Source organism: Niallia sp. Marseille-Q9988, from assembly GCF_976954375.1.
The window spans coordinates 20,659-46,656 of the sequence record NZ_CDRJSZ010000006.1 but is presented as its reverse complement, the minus strand read 5'-3'; the positions used below and the strand labels follow the sequence as shown (position 1 = coordinate 46,656).

The following is a 25,998-nucleotide window of genomic DNA, read 5'->3' as shown; positions in this document are numbered from 1 at the left end:
TTTCTACATAAAAAAAAATGAAAGAAACTGGGCACTTAAGTATTCCAACCAAATATAAACCCAAACAATTTTACGGAGATGTTAAAAACATTCGTATAATTGTTTGGGTTTTTAAATTTTTTAAAATAGACGGTTTTTGCTTATCACCCGCAACCTAAATACATTTCGCTTTCCATAGGATGGGGCAATCGGCAAGCCTCCCCGACGCATCGTGGGTCTGTAGCGCAATAGAACGACTTAGTTTTTACACGTCCATTTTGTCCTAGACTCTTTTTTTAAAAACAATAATCTTCTAAAACAAACTCGTTTTTAAGCTTTCAATGTAGAAAAGGCATGTTTAGCTGCATGAATGGTTTGCTCAATATCATCATCCGTTAATGCAGTTGACAAGAACATCCCTTCAAATTGAGACGGTGGTAGAAAGATGCCTTGTTCTAACATGCTATTATAAAAGCTAGCAAAGTAATCAAGATTGGATGTTTTAGCACTTTCATAATCTTTTACATCTTCATTGGTAAAAAAGAACCCAATCATAGATCCCGCGCGATTTACTGTAAACGGAATTTCATATTTCGCAGCAGCTTCTTTTAAGCCTTCTTCCAAACGATCTGCTTTTCGGATAAATTCTGTATACGTTTCTTTCGTTAATTGAGATAATGTTTCAAACCCTGCTGTCATAGCAAGTGGGTTACCCGATAAGGTGCCTGCTTGATAAATAGGACCGCTTGGGGCAATTTGATTCATAATTTCTGCTTTTCCGCCATATGCACCAACTGGTAATCCTCCGCCAATTACTTTACCTAAACAAGTAATGTCAGGTTTAATGCCAAAATAACCTTGTGCACAACCATAATCCACGCGGAAACCTGTCATTACTTCATCAAAAATAAGTAAAGCGCCATATTCTGTTGTAACATCACGCAAGCCTTGTAAAAAGCCTGGTTTCGGTGGAACAACACCCATATTTCCTGCAACTGGCTCAGCAATAATGCCTGCAATATCTTCTCCATATGTAGAGAATGCATATTTAACACTTTCTAAATCATTATAAGCAACGGTAATGGTATTCGCAGCAATGCTTTCTGGAACTCCAGGGCTATCTGGTAAACCTAGTGTTGCTACACCTGAACCTGCTTTAATAAGCAAGGAATCCCCATGTCCGTGATAACATCCTTCAAATTTAAGAATTTTATTTCTGCCGGTATAGCCTCTAGCTAAACGAATAGCACTCATTGTAGCTTCTGTACCAGAAGACACCATGCGAACGATTTCGATGCTAGGAACACGTTCTTTCACAAGAGCAGCAAGTTTGTTTTCAATTAAAGTTGGCGCCCCAAAGCTAGTACCTTTTTCAGCAACCTTCTTAATTCCCTCTACTACTTGATCGTCAGCATGCCCTAAAATAAGAGGTCCCCATGATAATACATAATCAATGTATTCATTGCCATCAATATCATAAATTTTAGAGCCTTTCCCAGAATCCATGAATACTGGATTTCTTTTAACCGATTTAAAAGCACGAACGGGGCTATTTACACCACCTGGCATTAATTCTACTGCTTCTTTATATGCCGCTTCTGATTTTTGATAGGAACGCATTATGACTTCCTCCCTTATTGTTCTTTTAGCATACGTGCTACATCTTTAGCAAAATAAGTAATAATTAAATCTGCCCCAGCACGTTTCATGCTAATCATCGTTTCCATAATTATTCTTTCTTCGTCAATCCAGCCATTTTGTGCTGCCGCTTTAACCATGCTATATTCACCACTAACATTATAGGTAACAATTGGCAAATCCCATTCATTTTTCATGTCTCGAACAATATCAAGATATGGAAGACCTGGCTTTACAATAAGAAAATCTGCGCCTTCTGCAACATCACTTTCCGCTTCTCTAAATGCTTCAAGACGATTAGCAGGATCCATCTGATATGCTTTACGATCTCCAAATTGAGGTGTACTATCAGCTGCTTCTCGGAACGGCCCATAAAATGCTGATGCGTATTTGACACCATAACTCATAATAGGAATATCCAAAAATCCGGCTTCATCCAACCCTTTTCGAATTGCTGCTACAAAACCATCCATCATATTAGAAGGTGCAATAATATCTGCTCCAGCAGCAGCTTGGCTAATTGCTGCTTTCACAAGCAATTCTAGAGACTCATCATTTAATACTCTTCCTGCTTCAATTACGCCACAATGTCCATGGCTCGTATATTCACATAAGCAAGTGTCAGCAATAACAATCATTTCAGGATAGTTCGCTTTGATGTACTTAATTCCTTCTTGAACAATACCATGATCATGAAAGGCTTGTGTTCCACATTCATCTTTTTCCTTTGGAATTCCGAATAATAACACAGATTTGATTCCAAGCGCCTGTACTTCATCCATTTCTTCTTTTAAACGGTCAATCGAAAACTGATAAATGCCAGGCATTGAAGAAATCTCACTCTTCACATTTTCTTCTTCTGTTATAAATATCGGATAAATTAAATCATCGATATGTACATATGTCTCTCTAACTAATGCTCTCATATTAGCAGATTGTCTTAATCTGCGATGACGTTTGAATTCAACCATTTTTTCTTGCCTCCAACTTAATTTGTTAAATACTGCACTAAATGTTCTAGAACGCTATCTGTTGTATAAGGATCCGCTGTTATTGTTACAGGTAAACCATAGGATTCCAATGTTTCTGTCGTAATCGGTCCAATGCTAATAACAATACAACTTTCCAAATTATTCATTAACTGATATTTTTTTATCACTTGCATAAAATGTTGTGCGGTGGAAGAACTGGTAAAAAGCAATATCTCTAAATCATTCTTCTTTACCTCTTCCACAAGCAGTTCTTCACTCTCTTTCGGAAAATACGTTTCATACAATATGGCTTCATCCACTTGCAAACCGTCTTTCCTTAATGCTTCTGCTAGAAATTCTCTCGATTTATTTCCTTTTACTACTAAGATCCGCTGATTCTTTTCGGTAATGGTAACGAACTCTTTTGCAAACTGTTCTGCAACAAATTGTGACGGAATGAAATCAGCTTGATATCCATGTTCAGAAACAGCTGCTGTCGTCTTTTCACCAATGACAGCAATTTTAGAGACAACTGTTAATTCTACTCTGTTTATCTCTTTAAAAAATGCCTCTACACCGTTACGACTTGTAAAAACAAGCCAATCATATACTTGGCATTTTAATGAAACAATCACTTCTTCAGGAAGAGGTTTTTCTCGAAAAGCGATAAGTGGCACTTCAACTGGAATTCCACCTAAATCGTTAATCCGCTTTGATAATACACTTGCTTGTTTTTTAGAGCGGGGAACGAGAATTTTTTTTCCTAGAAGGGATTTAGCCATCTATTATATTCTCCTCTTTTAATCGATCAATTAATGCTTTTGCACCTTTTTCTGTTAAAATGGCAGCTGCTTGTTCCCCTACCTCTACAGGGTTTTTCCCTGTAACTTCTTCCTTATAAATTTGTTTCCCATCAGGTGAAATGACTAATGCTGTTAATGCCACTTCATCATCCTTAACTTGTGCAAAGCCAGCTATTGGCACTTGGCATCCGCCTTCCATGCGCTGCAAAAATGCTCTTTCCGCGTAAACAGTGCGAGTCGTCTCCTGGTTTGACAACTTGCTTAAAAGCTCTAGCACTTCTTTATCATCTTCGCGACATTCAATAGCAAGTGCACCTTGCCCCACTGCAGGCAAACATACTTCCGGCTCTAAAAACTCCGTTACTACATCGCTTGTCCATCCCATTCTTGCTAATCCAGCAGCGGCTAATATGATTGCATCATATTCTTCTGTGTCTAGCTTGCTAAGACGAGTATCGATATTTCCGCGAATCCATTTGATTTCAAGGTCAGGTCTAACAGCAAGTAATTGTGCACCTCTACGCAAACTGCTTGTCCCAATGATTGCACCTTCTCTTAGCTCCTTTAGAGGAATATGGTTCTTACTTATTAAAGCATCACGATAATCCTCACGCTCTGGAATACACCCAATTGTTAGCCCTTTTGGAAGGATTGCAGGCATATCTTTCATACTGTGTACAGCAATATCAATTCCCTTATCAAGCATACTTTGCTCTATTTCTTTAACAAATAGCCCTTTTCCCCCAACTTTAGATAAAGTGACATCAAGAACAACATCTCCCTTTGTCACAACTTCTTTTACTTCAAAGTCAAAAGAAGAATCTAATTTTTTCAGCTGATTAATTACCCAATTCGTTTGAGTAATGGCTAGCTTACTTTTCCTTGATCCAACAATTATTTTGCGCATTAACAGTACCTCCAACATTGATTCCTTTATGTACTTTCCATTTAATAATGAAAAGTTGAAAAATTGCCTACTAAAAAGAAGTTAATAAGCATAATAAAAAAACTGGCAATATTTAAGAGGGCAACATTTTTCCCCCTTAACTTTTTTGAAACACGTAAATACAAAAAACTGCTATAGACTAATAGCACAATGAACGAGCTGATAATTTTCGGATCATACCAAAGAAAGTCTGGTCTTTGGATAATAGCCCATTGAACACCAAGAATTAAGCCAATTAATAACAATGGTACACCAAAGACGCTTAATAGGTAAGATATATGTTCTAATTTGGCCAAATCTGCAATCCTCATTACTCGTTTTCCCCATTTTTTCTGTTTTAGTAAATCATATTGAATACAATAGAGGACAGAAAAAATAAATGAAATTGTAAACATCCCATACGCTAAAATAGCCGCTGTTACATGTATGAACAGCAACTCCGATACAACCTGCTCTGCATGTGTAAGAGCAGAATCACGTGCAGGAGCAAATGTATGTATTGCCATAATAACAAATCCAAGGACATTCGTAAAAAACACGATAAAATCAATTTTCAACCATTTATTAATTACTAAAGAAAAGGTTACCAATACCCATGAATAAAAGTAAAGCCCTTCCATGATAGTTAAGATTGGGAATCTATTCATCTCCACTATATAAATACTTAAAAAAGACGATTGCAAAATCCAGACAAATAAAAGTAACCAGAAAGCTACTCGATTTGCTCTCTGGTTATTATGCAGAAAATCAAAAAAATACAATAGCACAGATAAAGCATAAAGAATAATCATGAATTCATGAAGTCTAGTCATAAAAATATCCTGCATCGACATTCCCCTTCAAACATAAAAGATCCTACTAATACCCCAAGTCTTCTATAACTTAATATAGGCTTATTTCTTAATCCTCCACTATATTTTAACCGATGAAAAGAAAAGTGAAACGACCATCCGCAGAGATTTTTTTACAGGATAGCAATTTAAAAAGCAAACTTTCCGTTTAATAGAGTAAAAAGCATTCATTCGTTATATTTATCACACTTGAATGGACGGCTGAGTGATTGGAGAAAATGCTTCTTTCTCGTCTTCCTTTACGACATTATTCGATTCTTTTTGTGTATCGGCTTCTAAATTGAAGATTTTCATAAATAGCTGCATCGATTGGTCAGCATCTGGAAGTGCCGCAAGTTCCTTCGCTTGAAGAATCGGATCCTTTAACATTTGATTCACAATACTTTTCGTATGCTTATTTAAAATCTTTCTCTCTCTTTCACTTAAATGAGGGAGCTTTCTTTCTAGGCTTTTCATTGTTTCACTTTGAATAGCTAGGGCCTTTTCCCGAAGTGCAGAAATGACTGGCACGACGCCTAATAAATGAAGCCATTGATTAAATTCAATAATTTCCGCTTCTATCATAATCAATATCTTTTCTGCTTCTTTTTGGCGTTCTTGGAGGTTTGCTTCTACAATTCCTTCTAAATCGTCAATATCATAAAGAAATACACTTTCTAATTCAGTTATTTCAGGATCTAAGTCACGTGGGACCGCAATATCCACCATAAACAACGGATTACCTTTGCGGATTTTTTCAACTGCATTCATCAATGCCTTTGTGATAACGAATGTGTTAGACCCAGTTGAACTAATGACAATATCTGCATCAATTAATGCACATTGCAGCTCATTCATCGGTTTTGCTTGCCCTTCAAAACGATCTGCAAGTGTTTCCGCTTTTTCAAATGTGCGATTTATCACAGTTACATTTTTAGCACCGTTGCTATACAAATTCTGAATAGCAAGCTCGCCCATCTTTCCTGCACCTAAAATGAGAACATTCTTATTTTGCAAGGTACCAAATATTTTTTTTGCCAATTCTACTGCTGCATAGCTTACAGACACAGCGTTTGCACCAATCTCTGTCTCTGTGTGTGCTTTCTTTGCAAAAGTAATAGCCTGTTTAAATAACTGGTTAAACACTGAACCAGTAGATTTAATGGATTGTGCTGTCAAGAAGCTTGTGCGAATTTGACCAAGAATCTGTGTTTCTCCGACAACCATTGAATTTAAACCACAAATAACTTGGAATAAATGATTTAAAGCTCCATCTTGTTCATACACAAATAAATAAGGAACAAACTCATCTTGTTCCAACTGAAACCATTCTGCTAAAAATTGCTTTATATAATACCGACCAGTGTGAAGCTGATCAACTACTGCATATATTTCCGTGCGATTACATGTTGAAATAATAATATTTTCTAGTATACTTTTTTTATTTTGTAATTGATTCATAGCTTCCCCTATTTGCTCTGAATCAAATGTTAAACGTTCACGAATTTCTACTGGGGCCGTTTTATAATTTAGTCCGACAGCTACTATATGCATTTTACCTAATGACACCCCCAAAAAGTTGTTCTTACCTTGTTAATCATAAAGAACATTTTAAAAACCATTTATATAAATAAATTAGATTATAATAATTATTAACACGTAGTTATTATAACAAAATCATTTCAAAAATGGGAAACATTTTGCCCTATAAATGTGAACAAATTGTGAATTCGTATGGTAAGATATAGTATTAATAACAGTAAAAGAATTATACTTACGTTATTTACTAGTAATAGTTTATACTTCTTTTATAAAATTATCGTTGTAATCTTAGTTTTTTTGTTAAATATAGTACTTTACTCATTGTACAGTAACAAAAATCTTCTATGTATTCAAGCTGAGTTTTTTGGAAGTGGAGGAAATAATGAAAACACAAAAATGGTTCTCCGGTATCGTATTAATTGGTTTTGGATTTTATTTTATCTTAAAAGAATTTAATATTACCATTCTACCCAATCTATATACATGGCCAACCCTATTAATTATTATTGGGATTGCCTTTCTTTTTCAAGGCTATAGTGGGAAGGATTATGCTGTCATTTTACCAGGTGTGATTTTAACTGGCTTTGGCTTACACTTTCACTTAGTGAATAAGCTTGCAATCTGGCCAGATCACACAGGTACATTTATTTTAATTATTGCTCTTGGCTTTATTCTTCAAAATCAGAAAATGGGGCAGGGAATGTTAAATGGTCTTCTATTTCTCTTGTTAGCTGTTCTTTTGCTTTTTTATCAAGAAATTCTCGGCTCGTTAACATTCTTAAAGATTAGTCCACATACTTTAAATAACTTGATACCCATTCTATTCATCATCGTTGGGGGATATTATTTAGTATCGAAAAAGAGGAAATAAAAGTGTTATACATAATACAAAATGGCTACGGTCATGATTGTAGCCAGGAAAGTTAAATCTATACATCTATACTAAAATAAAAAATCGACTCACTTTTCAACTAGTTATGCTAGCTGATGTGAGTCGATTTTTTATTTATTTGCTAAATGTTCTAGCAGAGACCAAACTTTATCTTTTCCTTCTCCCGTTTCGGATGAGAATAGGATTAAGTAATCATCTGCACTAAGCCCTAATGTTTCTTTTGTTACTTTTAAATGTTTTTGCCATTGTGATTTTGATATTTTATCTGCTTTTGTAGCAATTACGACACATGGTATTCCATAATGCTTCAAGAAGTCATACATTAAAATATCATCAGCAGTTGGCGGATGGCGAAGATCTGTAATTAAAACAACTGCTTTTAACTGCTCTCTTGAGGTAAAATACGTTTCAAGCATTTTTCCCCAAGCTTCTCTTTCTTTCTTAGAAACTTTTGCATAACCATAACCAGGTACATCAACAAAGTGCAGGATTTCATTGATTAAATAAAAATTCAATGTTTGTGTTTTTCCCGGTTTGGACGAAATGCGAGCTAACGCTTTTCGTCCAAGCATACGATTAATAAAGGATGATTTCCCCACATTCGATCTTCCAGCTAAAGCAAACTCTGGTAGATTTCCTTCTGGATATTGATTGGGTTTTACGGCACTAATTACTATTTCTGCTTGATTAACTTTCAAAGATTTACACTTCCGTTCAACGCGTGTTTTAATACTTCATCTACATGTGAAACTAAAATAAAGTCTAGTTCTTCTCTTACACTCTCAGGAACATCGTCGATATCCTTAGCATTATCTTTTGGTATGATAATGGTCTTTAAACCGGCACGGTGAGCACCAAGGGATTTTTCCTTTAATCCTCCAATTGGCAGAACTCGTCCTCTGAGCGTTACCTCTCCTGTCATCCCTACTTCTTTCTTGATAGGTTTGCCAGAAAGAGCAGAAACAAGAGCAGTTACCATTGTAATCCCTGCAGATGGTCCATCCTTTGGTACTGCACCTTCTGGGACATGGATATGAATATCATATTTCTCATGGAAATTCGCATCAATTCCTAGCTCTTCTGATTTAGAACGAATATAGCTAAATGCAGCTTGAGCAGATTCCTTCATTACATCACCTAATTTTCCGGTCAAAACTAATTTACCTTTTCCCGGAGCCAAAGATACTTCAATTTGCAAAGTATCTCCCCCAACTGTCGTATAAGCAAGGCCAGTTGCAACACCAACTTGATCTACTTCTTCTGCCTGACCATAATGGAAAATAGGCTTTCCAAGGAAATCTTCAATATTTTTAGCAGTTATCACTACTTTTTTCTTTTCACCTGTAACAATCATTCTTGCCGTTTTGCGGCAAATGGTTGCAAGTTGTCTTTCTAAAGTACGGACTCCTGCCTCTTTTGTATATAAACGGACAATTTTTTGGATGCCATCTTCTCTAATTTGAAGCTGAGATTTAGATAATCCATGGTCTTTAATTTGTTTAGGCAATAGATGATCTTTCGCGATATGAATTTTCTCGATTTCTGTATATCCAGCAATTGAGATAATTTCCATTCTATCACGCAATGGCCCAGGTATGGTAGCTAAATTATTGGCTGTAGCAATAAACATAACCTTCGATAAATCATATGTTTCTTCAATATAATGATCGCTAAAATTATGGTTTTGCTCAGGATCAAGTACCTCAAGCATAGCAGAGGAAGGATCTCCACGGAAATCATTGGACATTTTATCGATTTCATCTAATAAAAATACTGGATTAATCGTCTCTGCTTTTTTCATTCCTTGAATGATTCTTCCTGGCATTGCTCCAACATAAGTTCGTCTATGTCCTCTTATTTCCGATTCATCACGCACTCCACCTAAAGAGATGCGAACAAAATTACGGTTTAAAGAGCGTGCTATAGAACGCGCAAGACTCGTTTTCCCGACTCCAGGAGGTCCAGCTAGACAAAGAATAGGGCCCTTTAAAGAGTTTGTAAGCTTTTGTACGGCTAAATACTCTAATACCCTTTCTTTTACCTTTTCAAGTCCATGATGGTCGTCATTCAAGATTTTTTCCGCTTTAATTAGATTCAAATCATCTTCTGTTGCATTCGTCCACGGTAACGCTAATAGCCAATCGATATAATTGCGGATGACAGAGCTTTCTGCAGAGGTGGAAGGAATTTTTTCATACCGATCTAATTCCTTTAAAGCAGTTGCTTTTACATGATCGGGCATTCCTGATTCCTCAATTTTTTCAAGCAGTGTGCTTACTTCACCACTTTTTCCATCTTTATCGCCTAGCTCTTTTTGAATAGCCTTCATTTGTTCCCGTAAATAGTATTCCTTTTGTGTTCTTTCCATGGATTTCTTTACACGTTGACCGATTTTCTTCTCTAAATTTAAAACTTCTTTTTCGTTTTGAATGATATCAATCACATAATTCATTCTTTGCTTATTGTTTAGCATTTCTAAAATCTCTTGTTTTTCTTTTAATTTAATGGGTAAATGAGAAGCAATAATATCAGCCATTCTACCTGGCTCTTCCATATCAGAAACTGTTGCATATGTTTCATGGGATATTTTTTTAGAAATTTTTATGTATTGCTCAAAATACTGCAGCATTGTTCTCATTAATGCTTCATCTTCTACATCTTTTGAAGTTTCTTCTTCGTAAAGGTGCAGACTTGCTGCAAAATATCCATCTTCCTCCATTAATTCTTCCAGCTCTGCTCTTTGTACCCCTTCAACAAGGACTCTTATTGTTCCATTTGGTAACTTTAACATTTGTTTTACTTTTGTTAATGTTCCAATTTTATATAAATCCTCTTCTTCGGGTTCGTCTATATCCATATCTTTTTGCATTGTTAGAAAAATTAAATGGTCTTCTACCATTGCTTTTTCGAGAGCTTGAACAGATTTATCACGACCTACATCTAAATGAAGTACCATCGTTGGATAAACCAGTAATCCCCGAAGCGGCAGGAGGGGGACTATTGTTTTTTTATTTTCCTCCATGACGTTGCACCTCCAGCTTAAAAAATCCCTTACTTTTAGCGCCTAATCGCACTATTTCTATCGATATAGGCATCCCTTGCATTCTAATGCTTTGTACAATTCTATCTCATTTATGAAAATGTGTCTATTAACTAGAGTTATTAGACAGTCCGAAAAAATAGAACTAATTTTTCGATTCCCCTTTTCTACTCTTCTTAATCTGTATTTTGTTTACTTAGATAGAATTTCACGAGGAGAAATAACTTTTAAAAGACATTATCCAAATAATGCATAGATCCATTTAAAATAAGCCTTCTCTAATAAAGTGGCTTATTTAGGTGGTTTCCATTCAAAAAAGAAAAATATCAACACCTATTCTCCTCTTTTTCATTATATAATAATCTTTTCATTTATTAAAATATAGGTTATATCTACAGGTTTTCTTTTATTATCTTCCCCCCATACATACGGCTTCACAAAAAACTGCCGACCAACTCTCTCTTAACTGAATTAGCCGACAGTGAAAATGCTTTTACTGAAAGCATTTTTTATGTAATATAAGGAATTAAATACTTTCTTTCTTTGTCCATGCAATTGTAGACGCTGGAATTGCTTCTTCCTTCCATTCTTCCTTAAGTAATGCATGCTCGATAACTTCATTAAGTGATTGAACCGGAACAATGGTAATGTCCTTTATTTCCTCCAATATAGCCTGCATATTCTCTTGTGGAATAATAACTTTTTGAACGCCTGCAGCTTTAGCTGCTTTCACTTTCGCTACTACTCCTCCAATCGGTTTTACTTTTCCATGAATACTAATTTCCCCTGTCATTGCTACTTTTCGATCTACCGGTTGCTTGTAAATAGCAGAATAAATACCAGTTGCCATAGAAATACCTGCTGACGGTCCATCAATCGGTATACCACCTGGAAAATTGACATGGATGTCAAATTGGTCTGCTGGAACGTCCATTGATCGTAAAACCGTAATAACATTTTCTATTGAACCCTTTGCCATGCTTTTTCTTCGAATCGATTTACCTTGTCCTCCAATACTCTCTTCTTCCACAATACCGGTAATATTGATGCTTCCCTTCCCATCTTTTGCCGGAATAACAGTTACCTCAATCTCTAATAAAGCTCCAATATTGGATCCATAAACCGCAAGCCCGTTAACTGCTCCAATAGTAGAATGTTTATTAATTTTTCTTTCCATTCTAGGAGAAAGCTGACTTGAATTAATAACCCATTCTACCTCATCATCCTTAATAAAGCTCCGCTCCTCACCTATCGCAAGGCCAGCGGAAATCTGTACCATATTAACTGCTTCTCTTCCGTTTCTTGCATACTCTGAAAGGGTATCGAGAGCTTTCTCACTTATGGACATATTCACTTTATCTGCAGCTTTTTTGCCAATTTTTATAACTTCTTCTTTTGTTAATTCTCTAAAGAATACTTCCATACATCTTGAACGAATTGCTGGAGGAATTTCGTTTGGTGTTCGAGTTGTTGCTCCAATTAATCGAAAATCTGCAGGCAATCCATTTTTAAATATATCATGTATATGGGAAGGAATTTGTGTATTCTCTTCATTGTAATAAGCACTTTCTAAATAAACTTTTCGGTCTTCTAACACTTTTAAAAGCTTATTCATTTGTGTTGGATGTAGTTCTCCAATCTCATCAATAAATAAAACTCCACCATGAGCGTTAGTAACTGCTCCTTGCTTCGGCTGTGGGATACCAGCTTGTCCCATCGCTCCAGCCCCTTGATAAATCGGATCATGAACTGATCCAATCAACGGATCTGCAATACCCCTCTCATCAAATCTAGCTGTTGTAGCATCTAATTCCACAAACACAGAGTTTGGCTTAAAGGGTGACTTCTGGTTCTTCTTTGCTTCTTCTAATACCAGTCTTGCTGCCGCTGTTTTACCAACCCCTGGAGGTCCATAAATAATAACATGCTGTGGATTTGGACCACAGAGTGCTGCTCTTAATGATTTAATGCCATCTTCCTGTCCTACAATATCAGCAAAGCTTGTTGGACGTACTTTTTCAGAAAGCGGCTCTGTTAAGGATATGGCACGCATCTTTCTTAGCTGATCCATTTCTTTTTTTGATTCACGGTCAATCGAAACCTTTTGTGTTCTCTGACTCTTTAATAAGTTCCAGAAATAAAGTCCGATGATAATCCCGAAGAATAATTGTACAAATAAAGCGATCTCCGCCCAATTCATAAATAATACCTCCTATAATCATGTTGTTTTAGAACCTCACATATGTATGTCCCTTAAAAAATCTACAGATAGGGGCAAATCTTTCATTCACTCTTTTGAGTAGGTTCTTCGGTAAGCATGCGTGTATGTTCCTTTACTCTTTACATAAGAAGTGAGATAGCATGTCAATTCCGACATTTTTACCAATTAAGGATTATTGATTTACTATCTTAATGAATTATACAAAGATTGATGAAATGCTCATTTCCAATAAGCGTAGACACCAATGAAAGACCACATACCTAATAGTGCCTTGTCTTTAAAAAATAGTATCTCCTTCCCTTTGTTGGAATAAACAAGTTTTCATGGAAAAAATATGTGGAGTATGTAGAAATTTAAAGTGGAACTTCCAACAGTGGTGGTTTTCCTTCTTAGTAGTTGACACAAGAGTACCTTATGGACAAGTATATTCACTATCTTCCTTGCGTTCTCATTAGCAAAGAGTGAAAGTCTACTGTCCAGTGCGATAAAAAAGGGGTTCTCTCCTATTGTTGTTGATGGGGAATAAAATCACATAAAAAAAAAGAGAATCAATGGTGGTTTACACCAAATGATTCTCTTTTATAACTGTTGTTATGCAGATGTTTTTGTTTCTTTCTCCACTACTGTTCCATCTTCTAAAACAAGTTTTGGAGATGCATTTTCCGTTACTGTTTCTTTTGTAATAATACATTTGACAATGTCGTCTCTTGAAGGTAAGTCAAACATTATATCTAACAAAATACCTTCAATAATAGATCTTAATCCACGTGCCCCTGTTTTTCTTTCAATTGCCTTCTTAGCAATTTCCTTTAGAGCTTCTGGTTCAAATTCTAATTCGACATCATCTAATTCCAGCATTTTCTTAAATTGCTTTACTAAAGCATTTTTTGGTTTCGTTAAAATCTCAATTAATGCCTCTTCGTCTAATTGTCCAAGACTTGCAATAACTGGAAGACGGCCAATGAATTCTGGAATTAACCCGAAGCGTAATAAATCTTCTGGTAATACTTTCGCAAGTAAATCTTTATCTTCCACTTCTGCCTTTTTACCATCTGAACCAAAACCAATTACTTTCTGACCTAAACGTCTTTTAATAATCGGTTCGATACCATCAAATGCACCACCACAAATAAATAGGATATTCGTTGTGTCAATTTGAATGAATTCTTGATGAGGGTGCTTTCTGCCACCTTGAGGCGGAACACTAGCTACAGTACCTTCTAGAATTTTTAATAATGCTTGTTGAACACCTTCACCAGAGACGTCTCTTGTAATGGAAGGATTTTCTGATTTTCGTGCAACTTTATCAATTTCATCAATATAAATAATACCTTTTTCTGCTTTTTCTACATCATAATCTGCAGATTGGATTAATTTCAAGAGAATATTTTCTACATCTTCCCCAACATATCCAGCTTCTGTTAGACTTGTTGCATCTGCAATAGCAAATGGTACATTTAATATTCTTGCTAATGTTTGTGCAAGAAGTGTTTTACCACTACCAGTTGGCCCAATTAACGCAATATTACTTTTTGATAATTCCACATCATCAATTTTACTATTTGAATTAATGCGCTTGTAATGATTATACACTGCAACAGAAAGAGCCTTTTTCGCTTGATCCTGTCCAATGACATATTCATTAAGGATATCGCGAATTTCTGCTGGTTTCGGTACATCTTTAAATTCTACTTCTTCTTCTGTACCTAATTCTTCTTCCACGATTTCTGTACATAGCTCTATACATTCATCACAAATGTATACACCTGGACCAGCAACTAATTTACGAACTTGATCCTGTGTCTTTCCGCAGAATGAACACTTTAACTGGCCTTTTTCGTCATTAAATTTAAACATGCCTTCACCCCTTAATACTTCTTTTTGTATATTTTTACCGTTACGGAATATTATTGGTTTGAAACAAAACTTACTTTTTTCAACAGTTATGTATTGAATTGTATCACATGATGGTAATGTACAGGAAATAATTCAGCTTGGGTAATCAGCCCTAATCATCCAATAACGGTAAAATGTATGTACTTTCTTAAGCATAACCAGATTTCGCTTCTTTAAATCTGGAAATATTATCTCTTGATTTGTCTGTATATTCCTGTACGGTAGAGTAACTTATATTATAGTTACCCATATTATATGTTATTTAACACTAATATAAAACTAAGGCACGAAATAGTCGCGCCTTAGTTTTTTTTCTTACTTCTATTATGCAACAGTTTTGCTGTTTTCTACAAGGAAATCGATTGCTTTTCTCATTTTAATGTCCATTTGTAAGTTTTCTACACCGCCAAGTGCTTGTTTAATAGCATCTACTGGCATATTGTACATTTGAGACATATTTTCAAGTTCAGCATTTACTTCTTCTTCTGTTACTTCAATATTTTCTGCTGCAACAATTGCTTCAAGAGTTAAGTTAGAACGAACACGTTTTCCAGCGTCTTCTTGCATTTGCTCTTTTAAAGCAGCTTCATCTTGTCCAGAGAATTGGAAGTATAATTCAAGGTTCATACCTTGCATTTGAAGACGTTGTTCGAATTCATTCATCATGCGATCAATTTCTGTATCGATCATTGCAGAAGGGATATCCATTGTTGCATTCTCAGAAGCTTTTTCTACAACCGTATCACGTACTGTATGTTCCGCTTGATGTTTCTTATCATTTTCTAGACGAGTTTTAATTTTTTCTTTTAATTCAGCTAATGTTTCAGCTTCTTCATCTACGTCTTTTGCAAATTCATCATCTAATTCAGGAAGTTCTTTTCCTTTGATCTCATGAATAGTTACTTTAAATGTAGCAGGCTTTCCAGCTAAATCTTCAGCATGGTATTCTTCTGGGAATGTAACTTCTACTTCTGTCGTTTCGCCAGTAGCAACTCCTACTAATTTTTCTTCAAATCCAGGAATAAATTGACCTGAACCAAGTTCTAATGAGAAGTTCTCAGCAGTTCCGCCTTCGAATGCAACTCCATCTTGGAATCCTTCGAAGTCCATAACAACTGTATCGCCTAATTCAGCAGTACCTTCTTCTTTTACTACTAACTCAGCTTGTTTTTCTTGCAATGCTTTAATTTCAGCTTCAACTTCTTCATCTGTAACAGTTGTTTCAACAGCAGGTACTTCTAACCCTTTGTACTCACCTAATGTTACTTCAGGCTTCACTGTAACAGTTGCTTTGAAAATTAATGCTTTTCCTTTTTCGATTTGTTCAACATCGATTTCTGGACGATCCACTGGCTCAATTCCAGTTTCTTCAATTGCATTTGCATAAGCTTCTGGTAAAAGAATATCAATTGCATCTTGGTATAAAGATTCAACACCAAAACGTTGTTCGAACATTCCACGTGGAATTCTACCTTTACGGAATCCAGGAATATTTACTTGCTTAACTACTTTTTTAAATGCTAAATCTAAACCTTCGTTTAATTTTTCTGCATCTAATTCAATTGTAAGAACGCCACGGTTCCCTTCTAAAACTTCCCATTTAGCTGACATACTATAATTTCCCTCCAACAATCTATTCTACTTTTTCATTACTTCTACTTAATGTATAGATAAACTTCTTTATTACTGTTTGAAAGCTATTTCAAACGAAAAAGCTCACACCTAATAATGGCAGAAAGTTATCTAGTAAGAAATAAACATATTCGCATTTTCTAAATGCAACCATTACATTATATCATAGGTTCTAGTTGTTTCAACATCCTTGCCTAAATATTAGGATAAGAAATTTCCTCTAGTTGATAAATGAAGGCTTTAGCTTGTTCAAAATTATCCTCATTTACTTCATATATTGAGAGAATCTCTTGTGTATCCTCTTGGCCAAAATACTCATTTACGACAGCATGATAGGATGCTGCCCATGTTTCAGGACTATAATCTTCAAGTACCAATGGATAAAGCAAAAAAAATTGTCGATCCATTAGCATTTTAATATTTTCGAATAAAACGGGATCATTACTTTCAACATAATCAATCAGAAATGTCATTATCTTTTTATATTGATCTTGCTCTTTAATATCCTTTAAATTGGTTGGCTTTACGGTTATGGTTCGAGTAAATTTATGAATCACTACTTCTTTGTCATAATCCTGCTCTCGCAAAATATTAATTAACATCGTTTTTAAAAACGGGTTTTTTTCGTCCTCCTGAAGAAACTGTTTTACTTGTTCAATAGAAGCTCGGATGTTTTGACTAGACATTTTAGCAATAAGAAGCATTTGTTCCTGTGGATCTTCTAATTCCATTAATCTCTCCGTTTCACCCGTAGTTTCTTCCATTAAATTATCCTTTTCTGCTAGTGGAGAAGACTCTGCCATTTTTCTACTAAAAGTAAGCATTTTTGAAAAGTGCTCGATTTTATTGGCAGGAATTTGATGATCTTCTAACAATACTTCAATCGTTGAAACAATTTCTTCATATTCATGTAGCTGCACAAGGATCATGATATATAAATCCAACACATGTATATAGTCACCCTGTCCCTCTTTCAGCATTTCTTTTGCTAAGTATTTTGCCGGTTCCAATAAACCTAGCTCGTAATAAGACAGAATTAACCCAATGTTAATTTCACTATGAAAAGGATTTCTCTCTTTTGCTTCCTCTAGATAAGCAATTGCTTCTTTATATTGCTTATCTGAAATGGCATCTAAGCCCTTTTGTAATAAACGTTTATCTAAATCGGGAAAAAAAATAACATTATCTTTTTTTTCCTGCTCCCGTTTCTTCATCCTTTTAACCGCCTATACATTCTTTTTGTTGCTAGTGTAGCTTTTTTTCTATTTAGATGCAACCTGAACTTTTCATTAACTCTTGATAATAATGAACATGTTAAATTTGATTTCATAATGAAGTAATAGTAATCATTTTAACTATAAAATAGGCTCAAAAGAAAAAAACCTTTAGAAAGGCAGGAAAGCACCTGTTTTCTAAAGGTTATCTAAGCGAAGTCAACTGCTAATTTTGTGTAACAGACTTTTCATAATCTGCTATTTTATCACTGTACTGGATTGTAATTTCAATTTCATCCCAGCCGTTAGTCAACATTTTTTTCCAATATGGATGGATAGTAAATGTTGCAGTAAAGCCCTGATCATCTTCTACTTTTTCCTCTTCTAAATTAATATGAAGAAAATAAGGTTGATTTTGGGCTTCCTTTAAAAGATACTCCACTTCTGCTGTAGGTAATTGAATAGGAAGCATTCCATTTTTCAAACAATTTTGATAAAAAATATCTGCAAAGGATGGAGCAATAACGACAGAAAACCCAAAATCCTGAAGAGCCCATGGTGCATGCTCTCTGGATGATCCACAACCAAAGTTTTTATTAGCGATTAATATAGAAGCTCCTTGATTTTCAGGATAGTTCAACTCAAATTCTGGATTTGGTTCTCCATTTTTCAAATAGCGCCAATCAAAAAAAGCAAATTTTCCAAATCCCGTCTTTTCGATGCGCTTTAAAAATTGCTTTGGAATAATCTGATCTGTATCTACATTTACTCGATCCATTGCTACTGCCTTTTCATAAAGCTTCTTAAAACCACTCACAATTGCTTCCTCCTTTACGTTGTAGCTTGTAATTCTACATTCATTTTTCGGATATCAACAAATCGTCCATATAATGCTGCAGCAGCAGCCATCGATGGACTAACTAAATGAGTTCTGGCACCGGCTCCTTGCCGTCCTTCGAAATTTCTATTTGAGGTCGAAGCACAATGTTCCCCACTTGGAACCACATCATTATTCATACTTAAACACATACTGCAACCTGCGTCTCTCCATTCAAAACCAGCTTCTACAAATAGCTTATCCAGTCCTTCTTCCTCTGCCTGTTTCTTTACTTTTTGAGAACCTGGGACAACTAGTGCCCTCACTCCTGGATATACCTTTTGGCCTTTAATAACACTCGCTGCTTGTCTTAAATCTTCTATTCTGGAATTTGTACAGGAACCTATAAACACATGCTGAATTGCAATATCGGTAATGGCCATTCCTTCTTTTAACCCCATATACGAAAGCGCACTATGTAGGGCACGACGATCTGTTTCGTCTTGATAATTTTCTGTTGCTGGAATTTTTCCATCTACTTTTGCAGTCATAGATGGGTTTGTACCCCAACTAACCATTGGCGCAATATCATGACCATCAATCGTAATAACTTTATCGTAGGTAGCATCTTCGTCTGAAACTAAGCTACGCCATTCTTGTACTGCTTTATCCCAGTTTTCTGGTGCGTGTTTTCTTCCTTTTAAATAGGAGAAGGTCGTTTCATCTGGACATATTAACCCTGCACGGGCTCCGCCTTCAATGGACATATTACAAATAGTCAATCTTTCTTCCATTGAAAGATTACGAATTACATCCCCTGTATATTCAATAACATGGCCAGTACCAAAGTTAACTCCATATTTAGAAAGTATATAAAGAATAACATCTTTCGCATTGACACCATAAGCAAGCTTACCGTTGACCTCTATTTTTAATGTTTTTGGTCTAGTTTGCCATAAAGTTTGTGTAGCAAGGACATGCTCTACTTCACTTGTGCCTATTCCAAAAGCAAGGGCTCCAAAAGCTCCATGGGTCGATGTATGACTATCTCCACAAACGATTGTTTTTCCTGGCTGTGTCAATCCAAGCTCTGGGCCTATTACGTGGACAATCCCTTGTTCAGGACTATCTAGCCCTGCTAAAGGAATATTAAATTCTAAGCAGTTTTTTTCGAGAGTAGTCATCTGGTTTAACGCGATTTCATCATCTATTTTATAACGGTTAAGTGTTGGAACATTATGGTCCATCGTTGCAAATGTACGATCTGGTCTTCTTACTTTCCGATTTTTCATTCTTAATCCAGAAAATGCTTGTGGAGAAGTAACTTCATGAACAAGATGCAGATCAATATACAATAAATCTGGCTTCCCTTCTTCTCTATGCACTATATGTTTTTCCCAAATTTTATCGATAATGGATTTCCCCATTACTTTGCCCTCCAATCCATTTCTTTTATTTCCTTTTTGTAGATTAAAGGGCTGTCAAATTATTCTTTTGACAAGCCCATAAACATGTTTCTTTCTATTATTAGTCCCCTATATCCCAATTACTGCCGCTCTATCTTCTCTTTTTTATATAGCATGTGTCGATGCTACTAACTCGAAAATTTCTTTGTTAACAGCTTCTACCATTTCATTTGTAGAAACAATTTTACAATTTGGTGAAAGAATATCCCTTGTTCTATATCCTTTATTCAAGACATTATTTACAGCCTCTTCTATTACTGTTGCTTCTTTATCTAGCTGAAATGATAATCGTAGCATCATGCTTGTCGATAATATCGTCGCTAATGGATTGGCAATATTTTCTCCTGCAATATCTGGTGCAGAGCCATGGATCGGTTCATATAAATATGGCCCCTCTTCTGATAAACTGCTTGAAGCAAGCATCCCTAATGAACCTGTTAAGACAGATGCTTCATCACTCAAAATATCGCCGAACATATTTTCCGTAACGATGACATCAAATTGCTTTGGATTTCTAATAAGCTGCATTGCTGCATTATCTACAAGCATATGCTCAAGCAAAACATCCGGATATTTCTCTGCTACTTGATTTGCAATCTCTCTCCATACTCTACTAGTCTCCAAAACATTTGCCTTATCAACAGAAGTAATCTTTTTTGATCTTGTTTTTGCGACTTCAAATGCTTTCTCGATGACACGCTCTATCTCTTCATTTTTATATTGCAGTGTATCTACAGCACCTGGCTTCCCACCTATTTCTCTACGTTCGCTTGGTGTCCCAAAATAGATGCCTCCTGTTAACTCACGCACAACAATCAAGTCCACACCTTCAATAATATCTTTCTTTAGAGGGGACGAGTCAGCTAAACTTTCGTAACAGGTTGTCGGCCTCAGGTTCGCAAACAAGTTCAATGCTTTTCTGATTTTTAATAGTCCTTGCTCCGGACGTTTTTCAACAGGAAGAGAATCCCATTTCGGACCACCAACTGCCCCTAATAAAATGGCATCACTATTTTTGCATATCGTAATTGTTTCATTAGGTAATGGAGTCCCTGTTTTATCTGTCGCACATCCACCTATATCTGCATAAGTTAATTCGAACTGATGGCCATATAAAGTTTCAATTGTTTGCAAAATTCTGACTGCCCCAGCAACTATTTCAGGTCCAATTCCATCACCTGGCAATACAGCGATTCTTTTGTTCATCTTCATTCGCTCCCCTATATCAAAGGCTTGGTTTTCAGACCTTAAAGCCTACACTTTTTCCAAAAATTGTTCTTTTGCAAGAATAGCTCTATTAATAGCATTTATATATGCTTTAGCGGATGCTATTAAAACATCTTGATCCAATCCTCTACCTGTACTTTCTTTTTGGTCATATTGCACTCTTACAAATACTTGAGCTAAGGCATCTCTACCTGCACCTAATGATTGTATTCGATAATCATTTAGCGTTACTTGACCAGAAATAGACATTTCAAGTGTGTTATACAGCGCTTCTACACTTCCTGATCCTGTGCCATGTTGAATGATTAATTCATTTTTCGGCCCAGAAAGCTTAACGACCGCATCTGCTTCATTATCATTTTTATGTTGAACCTTAACCTCAACTAATTCATAATACTTCTCTTCCTTAGCAAGCTTGTTCTCTAACACAATAGCAATAATGTCTTCATCAGAGATTTCTTTTTTATGGTCTGCCAAATCCTTAAAGGCAATAAAGAGATTCTTTACATCCTCTTCCTTTACCTGAAGCTCTAGTTCTTGCAGCTTTGTTTTAAATGCATGGCTGCCTGAATGCTTTCCTAACACCATATTGTTATTGTTCACATAGCCAACAAGTTCTGGAGAAATAATTTCATAGGTAGTTTTCTCCTTAAGAACCCCATCCTGATGAATACCAGATTCATGCGCATATGCATTGCGACCAACAATTGCTTTATTCCCTGGTACTACCATTCCTGTTAATTCACTAACTAAGCTACTTGATCTACTAATCTCTTTCAGATTAATTCTTGTTCTTTCCTGATAATGATCATTTCTGATATGAAGCGCTACCACAATTTCTTCCATCGAAGCATTGCCTGCTCTTTCACCTATGCCATTAATAGTGCATTCTACTTGTGTTGCTCCATTTTCAATGGCTGCCAGTGAGTTAGCTGTGGCCATCCCTAAATCATCGTGACAATGGGTTGATAAAGAAACTTTATCAATGGATGGAACATTATTTTTTAAATATTGAAAAACTTCTCCGTATTCATTTGGCGTAATATACCCTACAGTGTCTGGTATATTTATTATTTGTGCTCCAGCTTGAATTACTTCTTCGATTATTTCTGCTAGAAATGGAAGTTCCGTGCGACAAGCATCCTCTGCACTCCATTGTATGACAGGAAATCTTTTAGCAGCATATGCAACAGCTGAAACCGCTCGCTCCACAACTTGTTCTTTCGATAGTTTCAACTTATATTGTCTATGAATGGGGCTTGTTGCTAGAAAAACATGGATTCTTGGTTCTGCCCCATCTTTTAAAGCTTCCCAAGCAGTATCTATATCCGATGTTACTGCCCTTGCTAGACCAGTAACAGAACTATTTTTTATCGTTCGCGCAATTTGTTGAACAGATTGAAAATCACCTTTAGAGGCAGCAGGAAAGCCTGCCTCTATGATATCTACATTCAACTTTTCTAACTGTTCAGCAATTACCAACTTCTCTGCCAAATTTAAATTAACACCTGGCGATTGCTCCCCATCTCTTAATGTTGTATCAAATATCTTAATTTTTGCCACTACCCACCACTTCTTTCTTCCTAGAGCTTTTAACAAATGGCATCATTGCACGCAATTCTTTTCCGACCTTTTCAATTAAATGCTCACTTTCTCTGTCATTAATCGCATTAAATACTGGTCTATTTGCTTGATTTTCTAAAATCCAGCCTTTAGCAAATTTCCCTTCTTGAATATCTGTAAGTACAGCTTTCATTTCTTTCTTCACATCTTCTGTTACAATACGTGGCCCTGTTACAAAGTCACCCCATTGTGCTGTATCAGAAATGGAATATCTCATTCCAGCCATTCCATCTTCATACATTAGGTCAACAATTAATTTCAACTCATGCAAACACTCAAAGTATGCTAATTCTGGTTGATATCCTGCCTCTACCAATGTTTCAAAGCCTGCTTTTACTAGTGCTGTCAACCCTCCACAAAGAACCGCTTGTTCACCAAATAGATCCGTTTCTGTTTCTTCTTTAAAAGTCGTTTCTAATGCACCGGCACGTAATGCTCCAATTGCTTTTGCATATGCAAGAGCAAGTTCTCTCGCTTCACCAGTAACATCTTGATAGATTGCAAATAATGCTGGAACTCCTGCTTCTTGTTCAAATGTTCTTCTAACAAGATGACCTGGGCCTTTTGGAGCAACCAATAATACATCACTCTCACTTGGAGGAACAATTTGACTAAAATGAATGTTAAATCCATGCGCAAACATTAAAGCTTGATTTGTTAAATTTGGTTTAATTTCTTCATTGTATACTTTTGTTTGCAACTCATCTGGAAGTAAAATCATGACAATATCAGCCTTAGCTGTTGCTTCTCCAACCGGGAATACGTCAAATCCATCTTCCACTGCTTTATTCCATGAATTTCCTTTTCTTAATCCGATAATAACATTTACTCCACTATCCTTCATATTTAAAGCATGTGCATGCCCTTGTGATCCATATCCAATTACCGCTACTGTTTTCCCCTCAAAGTATCCTAAATTTGCGTCTCCATTATAATACATTTTTGCCATTTTTCTTCTCCCTTTCGTCTGTAAAATTTAGATTTATTTAATATTAGATTTAAACGATAGAATAGTTACTTTTATGAGTTGCTGTCTTTTGAGATCCACGTGGGAATGCAGTTGTGCCAGTTCTGGCCAATTCTTTAATTCCATACGGTCTAAGCAGTTCAATAAAAGCTTCAATTTTGGTTGATTCTCCTGTAATTTGGATAACGAGACTTTCTTTACTTACATCGATTACAGAAGCCCTAAATGGTTCGATTACTGAGTATAATTCATGCCTTGTCTGCGGTGTAGCAAGTACTTTTATTAAAGCTAGCTCTCTTGCAACAATTGCTTGGTCAGTGATGTCAACCACTTTCAATATATCAATCTGCTTATTTAACTGTTTTGTTATTTGTTCAATAATTCCATCACTTTCTACATGTACAACACATGTAATTCGAGAAACACCTTCATGCTCTGTATGCCCTACAGATATACTTTCAATGTTATAGTTTCTTTTCGAAAAAAGATTTGTGATTCGATTTAATACACCTGACTTATTCAAGACAGTCAAACTAATTATTTTTTTCATGGCTTCATCCCTACCATTTCATGTAATCCTTTTCCTGGTGCTATCATTGGATATACATTCTCGTTTGGATCAATACGGAAATCTAATAATACAGGTTCTCTTACCGCTAACACTTCGTCCAGAATGCTTGCAGCTTCTTTAGCAGATGATATTTGGTATCCTTTTATTCCATATGCTTCTGCTAAAGCGACAAAGGAAGGCTGGAAAGACTCCTTACTATGGGAAAAACGAGACTCATAGAAAAATTCTTGCCACTGTCTTACCATTCCTAACGCCTGATTATTAAAAATAATAATCTTAATTGGTAAATTTAATTCCCTAATTAATGCAAGCTCCTGGCTACACATTTGAAAGCCTCCATCGCCGCTAATTGCTAGAACCGTCGCTTTTGGATCGGCCAATTGTGCACCAATACTTGATGGTAGCCCGAACCCCATTGTTCCTAATCCCCCAGAAGTTACCCAACGGTTGGACTCTTTAAATTGATAGTACTGTGCAGCCCACATTTGATGCTGTCCAACGTCCGTTGTTACAATTGCTTCTCCTTTTGTCTTTTCAAAAAGCAGCTCCAATACTTGCTGTGGTTTAAGAAGATTAGACTCCTTATAGTAGTAAGGATATTCATTTTTCCAATTTTCAATCTTTTCTAACCAATCTCTATGCTCTGAATGTAGACCTTTCTGCTTAATTAACATGCTCAAAGCTTCTTTCGCATCTGCTACAATCGGGATTTTCGTTGGAATTATCTTGCCAATCTCTGCTGGGTCGATATCAATATGTGCTTTAACAGCATTCGGTGCGAAATGTGCTAAGTTTCCAGTTAAACGATCATCAAATCTTGCCCCAACATTAATTAATAAGTCTGATTCATATAATGCCATATTGGCAGCGTAACAACCGTGCATCCCTCCCATACCAACAAATAACTTGTTATCAGCTGGAAAGCCTCCTAATCCAAGAAGTGTATGGACGACTGGTATTTGTTGTTGTTCTGCATATTCAAGTAATTCAGCACTAGCTTTTGCAAAATTGACACCTGCACCTGCTAAGATTACTGGTTTTTTTGCTGCACTTACAGCTTCTGTTAATTTTCGAATCTGCAAATAATTCGGTTGTGTTGTTGGTTGATAGCCAGGAAGGTCTACTTCCTTTTCATCAGGAACACTTGAAATGGTAGCCGCAATATCTTTCGGAAAATCAATTAACACAGGACCTGGTCTTCCACTTGTTGCAATGTAGAACGCTTCTTTTATGATTCTCGGTATATCTTCAAGATTTCGAACCTGACAATTATATTTTGTTATTGGGGTCGTAATCCCTAAAATGTCGGCTTCTTGAAAGGCATCTGTTCCAATTACACTTGTTGCAACCTGACCTGTAAATACAACCAGCGGAAGAGAATCCATCATTGCATCAGCAAGTCCTGTTACAATATTAGTTGCTCCAGGACCAGATGTCGCAATTACAACTCCTGGTTTTCCAGAGATTCTCGCATACCCTTCAGCTGCATGGATTCCTCCTTGCTCGTGTCTTGGCAGAACATGAAAGATTTTAGAGTCATAAATCTTATCATATATTGGTAAGACAGCTCCACCTGGATATCCGAAAATAAATTCAACATTTTCCTTTTCCAAAGCCTGTAATAAGAGATCAGCACCAGTTAACGGTTTCACTTGGGCCTTTGTCTTTTCAAAGGCAGTCTCCTGTAACATTTGTATAACCTCCCTAAATTACTTTCCTATTA

The 25,998-nt window shown here is 36.1% G+C and carries 20 protein-coding genes; 1 reads left to right on the top strand and 19 read right to left on the bottom strand.

Annotation, left to right across the window (positions count from 1 at the left end; all coding sequences use genetic code 11):
- Window positions 1-309 precede the first annotated feature (309 nt).
- From hemL to hemA, 6 genes are all read right to left on the bottom strand, one after another.
- On the bottom strand, window positions 310-1,599 hold the full coding sequence (gene hemL, locus ACWNMZ_RS12120) for a glutamate-1-semialdehyde 2,1-aminomutase (RefSeq protein WP_031537063.1): 1,290 nt from the start codon (window positions 1,597-1,599) through the stop codon (window positions 310-312).
- A gap of 14 nt (window positions 1,600-1,613) precedes the next feature.
- Window positions 1,614-2,588: a porphobilinogen synthase gene (hemB, locus tag ACWNMZ_RS12115; RefSeq protein ID WP_031537062.1), complete on the bottom strand. Its 975-nt coding sequence runs from the start codon at window positions 2,586-2,588 to the stop codon at window positions 1,614-1,616.
- A gap of 17 nt (window positions 2,589-2,605) precedes the next feature.
- Entirely contained in the window at window positions 2,606-3,370 is a 765-nt protein-coding gene (locus ACWNMZ_RS12110) for a uroporphyrinogen-III synthase (RefSeq protein WP_284561826.1), read from the bottom strand.
- Window positions 3,363-4,298 carry a hydroxymethylbilane synthase gene (gene hemC / locus ACWNMZ_RS12105; protein WP_284561827.1) on the bottom strand — a complete coding sequence of 312 codons (936 nt, stop codon included), beginning with the start codon at window positions 4,296-4,298 and terminating at the stop codon, window positions 3,363-3,365. Before hemC ends, ACWNMZ_RS12110 begins: the two co-directional genes overlap by 8 nt.
- A gap of 41 nt (window positions 4,299-4,339) precedes the next feature.
- Complete coding sequence (locus ACWNMZ_RS12100; RefSeq protein ID WP_031537056.1) at window positions 4,340-5,164, bottom strand: cytochrome C assembly family protein; 825 nt, start codon at window positions 5,162-5,164, stop codon at window positions 4,340-4,342.
- A 207-nt stretch (window positions 5,165-5,371) separates the two neighbouring features.
- Entirely contained in the window at window positions 5,372-6,721 is a 1,350-nt protein-coding gene (gene hemA / locus ACWNMZ_RS12095; RefSeq protein WP_284561828.1) for a glutamyl-tRNA reductase, read from the bottom strand.
- Between the two features lie 370 nt (window positions 6,722-7,091).
- On the opposite strand from hemA, the gene ACWNMZ_RS12090 reads away from it, so the two are divergent.
- Entirely contained in the window at window positions 7,092-7,580 is a 489-nt protein-coding gene (locus ACWNMZ_RS12090) for a LiaI-LiaF-like domain-containing protein (protein WP_031537053.1), read from the top strand.
- Between the two features lie 131 nt (window positions 7,581-7,711).
- Here the strand turns inward: ACWNMZ_RS12090 and yihA are convergent, their stop codons facing one another.
- The 13 genes from yihA to ilvB all read right to left on the bottom strand — a co-directional run bounded on the left by yihA (window position 7,712) and on the right by ilvB (window position 25,966).
- A complete protein-coding gene (gene yihA / locus ACWNMZ_RS12085) occupies window positions 7,712-8,299 on the bottom strand; it encodes a ribosome biogenesis GTP-binding protein YihA/YsxC (protein ID WP_031537052.1) in 588 nt (195 codons plus the stop codon).
- Entirely contained in the window at window positions 8,296-10,623 is a 2,328-nt protein-coding gene (lon, locus tag ACWNMZ_RS12080; RefSeq protein WP_031537051.1) for an endopeptidase La, read from the bottom strand. Before lon ends, yihA begins: the two co-directional genes overlap by 4 nt.
- A 544-nt stretch (window positions 10,624-11,167) precedes the next feature.
- Window positions 11,168-12,841 (bottom strand): ATP-dependent protease LonB, encoded by a 1,674-nt coding sequence (lonB, locus tag ACWNMZ_RS12075; protein ID WP_031537050.1) that lies wholly within the window; start codon window positions 12,839-12,841, stop codon window positions 11,168-11,170.
- Window positions 12,842-13,453: 612 nt separating this feature from the next.
- A complete protein-coding gene (gene clpX / locus ACWNMZ_RS12070) occupies window positions 13,454-14,719 on the bottom strand; it encodes an ATP-dependent protease ATP-binding subunit ClpX (protein WP_031537048.1) in 1,266 nt (421 codons plus the stop codon).
- A gap of 363 nt (window positions 14,720-15,082) precedes the next feature.
- The gene (tig, locus tag ACWNMZ_RS12065; RefSeq protein WP_031537047.1) at window positions 15,083-16,369 is read right to left on the bottom strand and encodes a trigger factor; all 1,287 of its coding nucleotides are present in this window, start codon (window positions 16,367-16,369) and stop codon (window positions 15,083-15,085) included.
- A 215-nt stretch (window positions 16,370-16,584) separates the two neighbouring features.
- Complete coding sequence (locus ACWNMZ_RS12060; protein ID WP_031537046.1) at window positions 16,585-17,604, bottom strand: tetratricopeptide repeat protein; 1,020 nt, start codon at window positions 17,602-17,604, stop codon at window positions 16,585-16,587.
- A gap of 226 nt (window positions 17,605-17,830) precedes the next feature.
- Window positions 17,831-18,421, bottom strand: a complete 591-nt coding sequence (gene leuD / locus ACWNMZ_RS12055; protein WP_031534703.1) for a 3-isopropylmalate dehydratase small subunit — start codon at window positions 18,419-18,421, stop codon at window positions 17,831-17,833.
- A 14-nt stretch (window positions 18,422-18,435) separates the two neighbouring features.
- Window positions 18,436-19,848 (bottom strand): 3-isopropylmalate dehydratase large subunit, encoded by a 1,413-nt coding sequence (gene leuC, locus ACWNMZ_RS12050; protein WP_031534711.1) that lies wholly within the window; start codon window positions 19,846-19,848, stop codon window positions 18,436-18,438.
- A 144-nt stretch (window positions 19,849-19,992) separates the two neighbouring features.
- Window positions 19,993-21,093 carry a 3-isopropylmalate dehydrogenase gene (gene leuB, locus ACWNMZ_RS12045; protein WP_031534712.1) on the bottom strand — a complete coding sequence of 367 codons (1,101 nt, stop codon included), beginning with the start codon at window positions 21,091-21,093 and terminating at the stop codon, window positions 19,993-19,995.
- A 48-nt stretch (window positions 21,094-21,141) separates the two neighbouring features.
- The gene (locus ACWNMZ_RS12040) at window positions 21,142-22,677 is read right to left on the bottom strand and encodes a 2-isopropylmalate synthase (RefSeq protein ID WP_031534714.1); all 1,536 of its coding nucleotides are present in this window, start codon (window positions 22,675-22,677) and stop codon (window positions 21,142-21,144) included.
- On the bottom strand, window positions 22,664-23,686 hold the full coding sequence (gene ilvC / locus ACWNMZ_RS12035; RefSeq protein WP_031534716.1) for a ketol-acid reductoisomerase: 1,023 nt from the start codon (window positions 23,684-23,686) through the stop codon (window positions 22,664-22,666). The genes ACWNMZ_RS12040 and ilvC overlap by 14 nt, the downstream gene beginning before the upstream one ends.
- Window positions 23,687-23,735: 49 nt before the next feature.
- Entirely contained in the window at window positions 23,736-24,254 is a 519-nt protein-coding gene (gene ilvN / locus ACWNMZ_RS12030) for an acetolactate synthase small subunit (RefSeq protein WP_031534718.1), read from the bottom strand.
- On the bottom strand, window positions 24,251-25,966 hold the full coding sequence (gene ilvB, locus ACWNMZ_RS12025) for an acetolactate synthase large subunit (RefSeq protein WP_031534720.1): 1,716 nt from the start codon (window positions 25,964-25,966) through the stop codon (window positions 24,251-24,253). The genes ilvN and ilvB overlap by 4 nt, the downstream gene beginning before the upstream one ends.
- Between the last annotated feature and the right edge of the window lie 32 nt (window positions 25,967-25,998).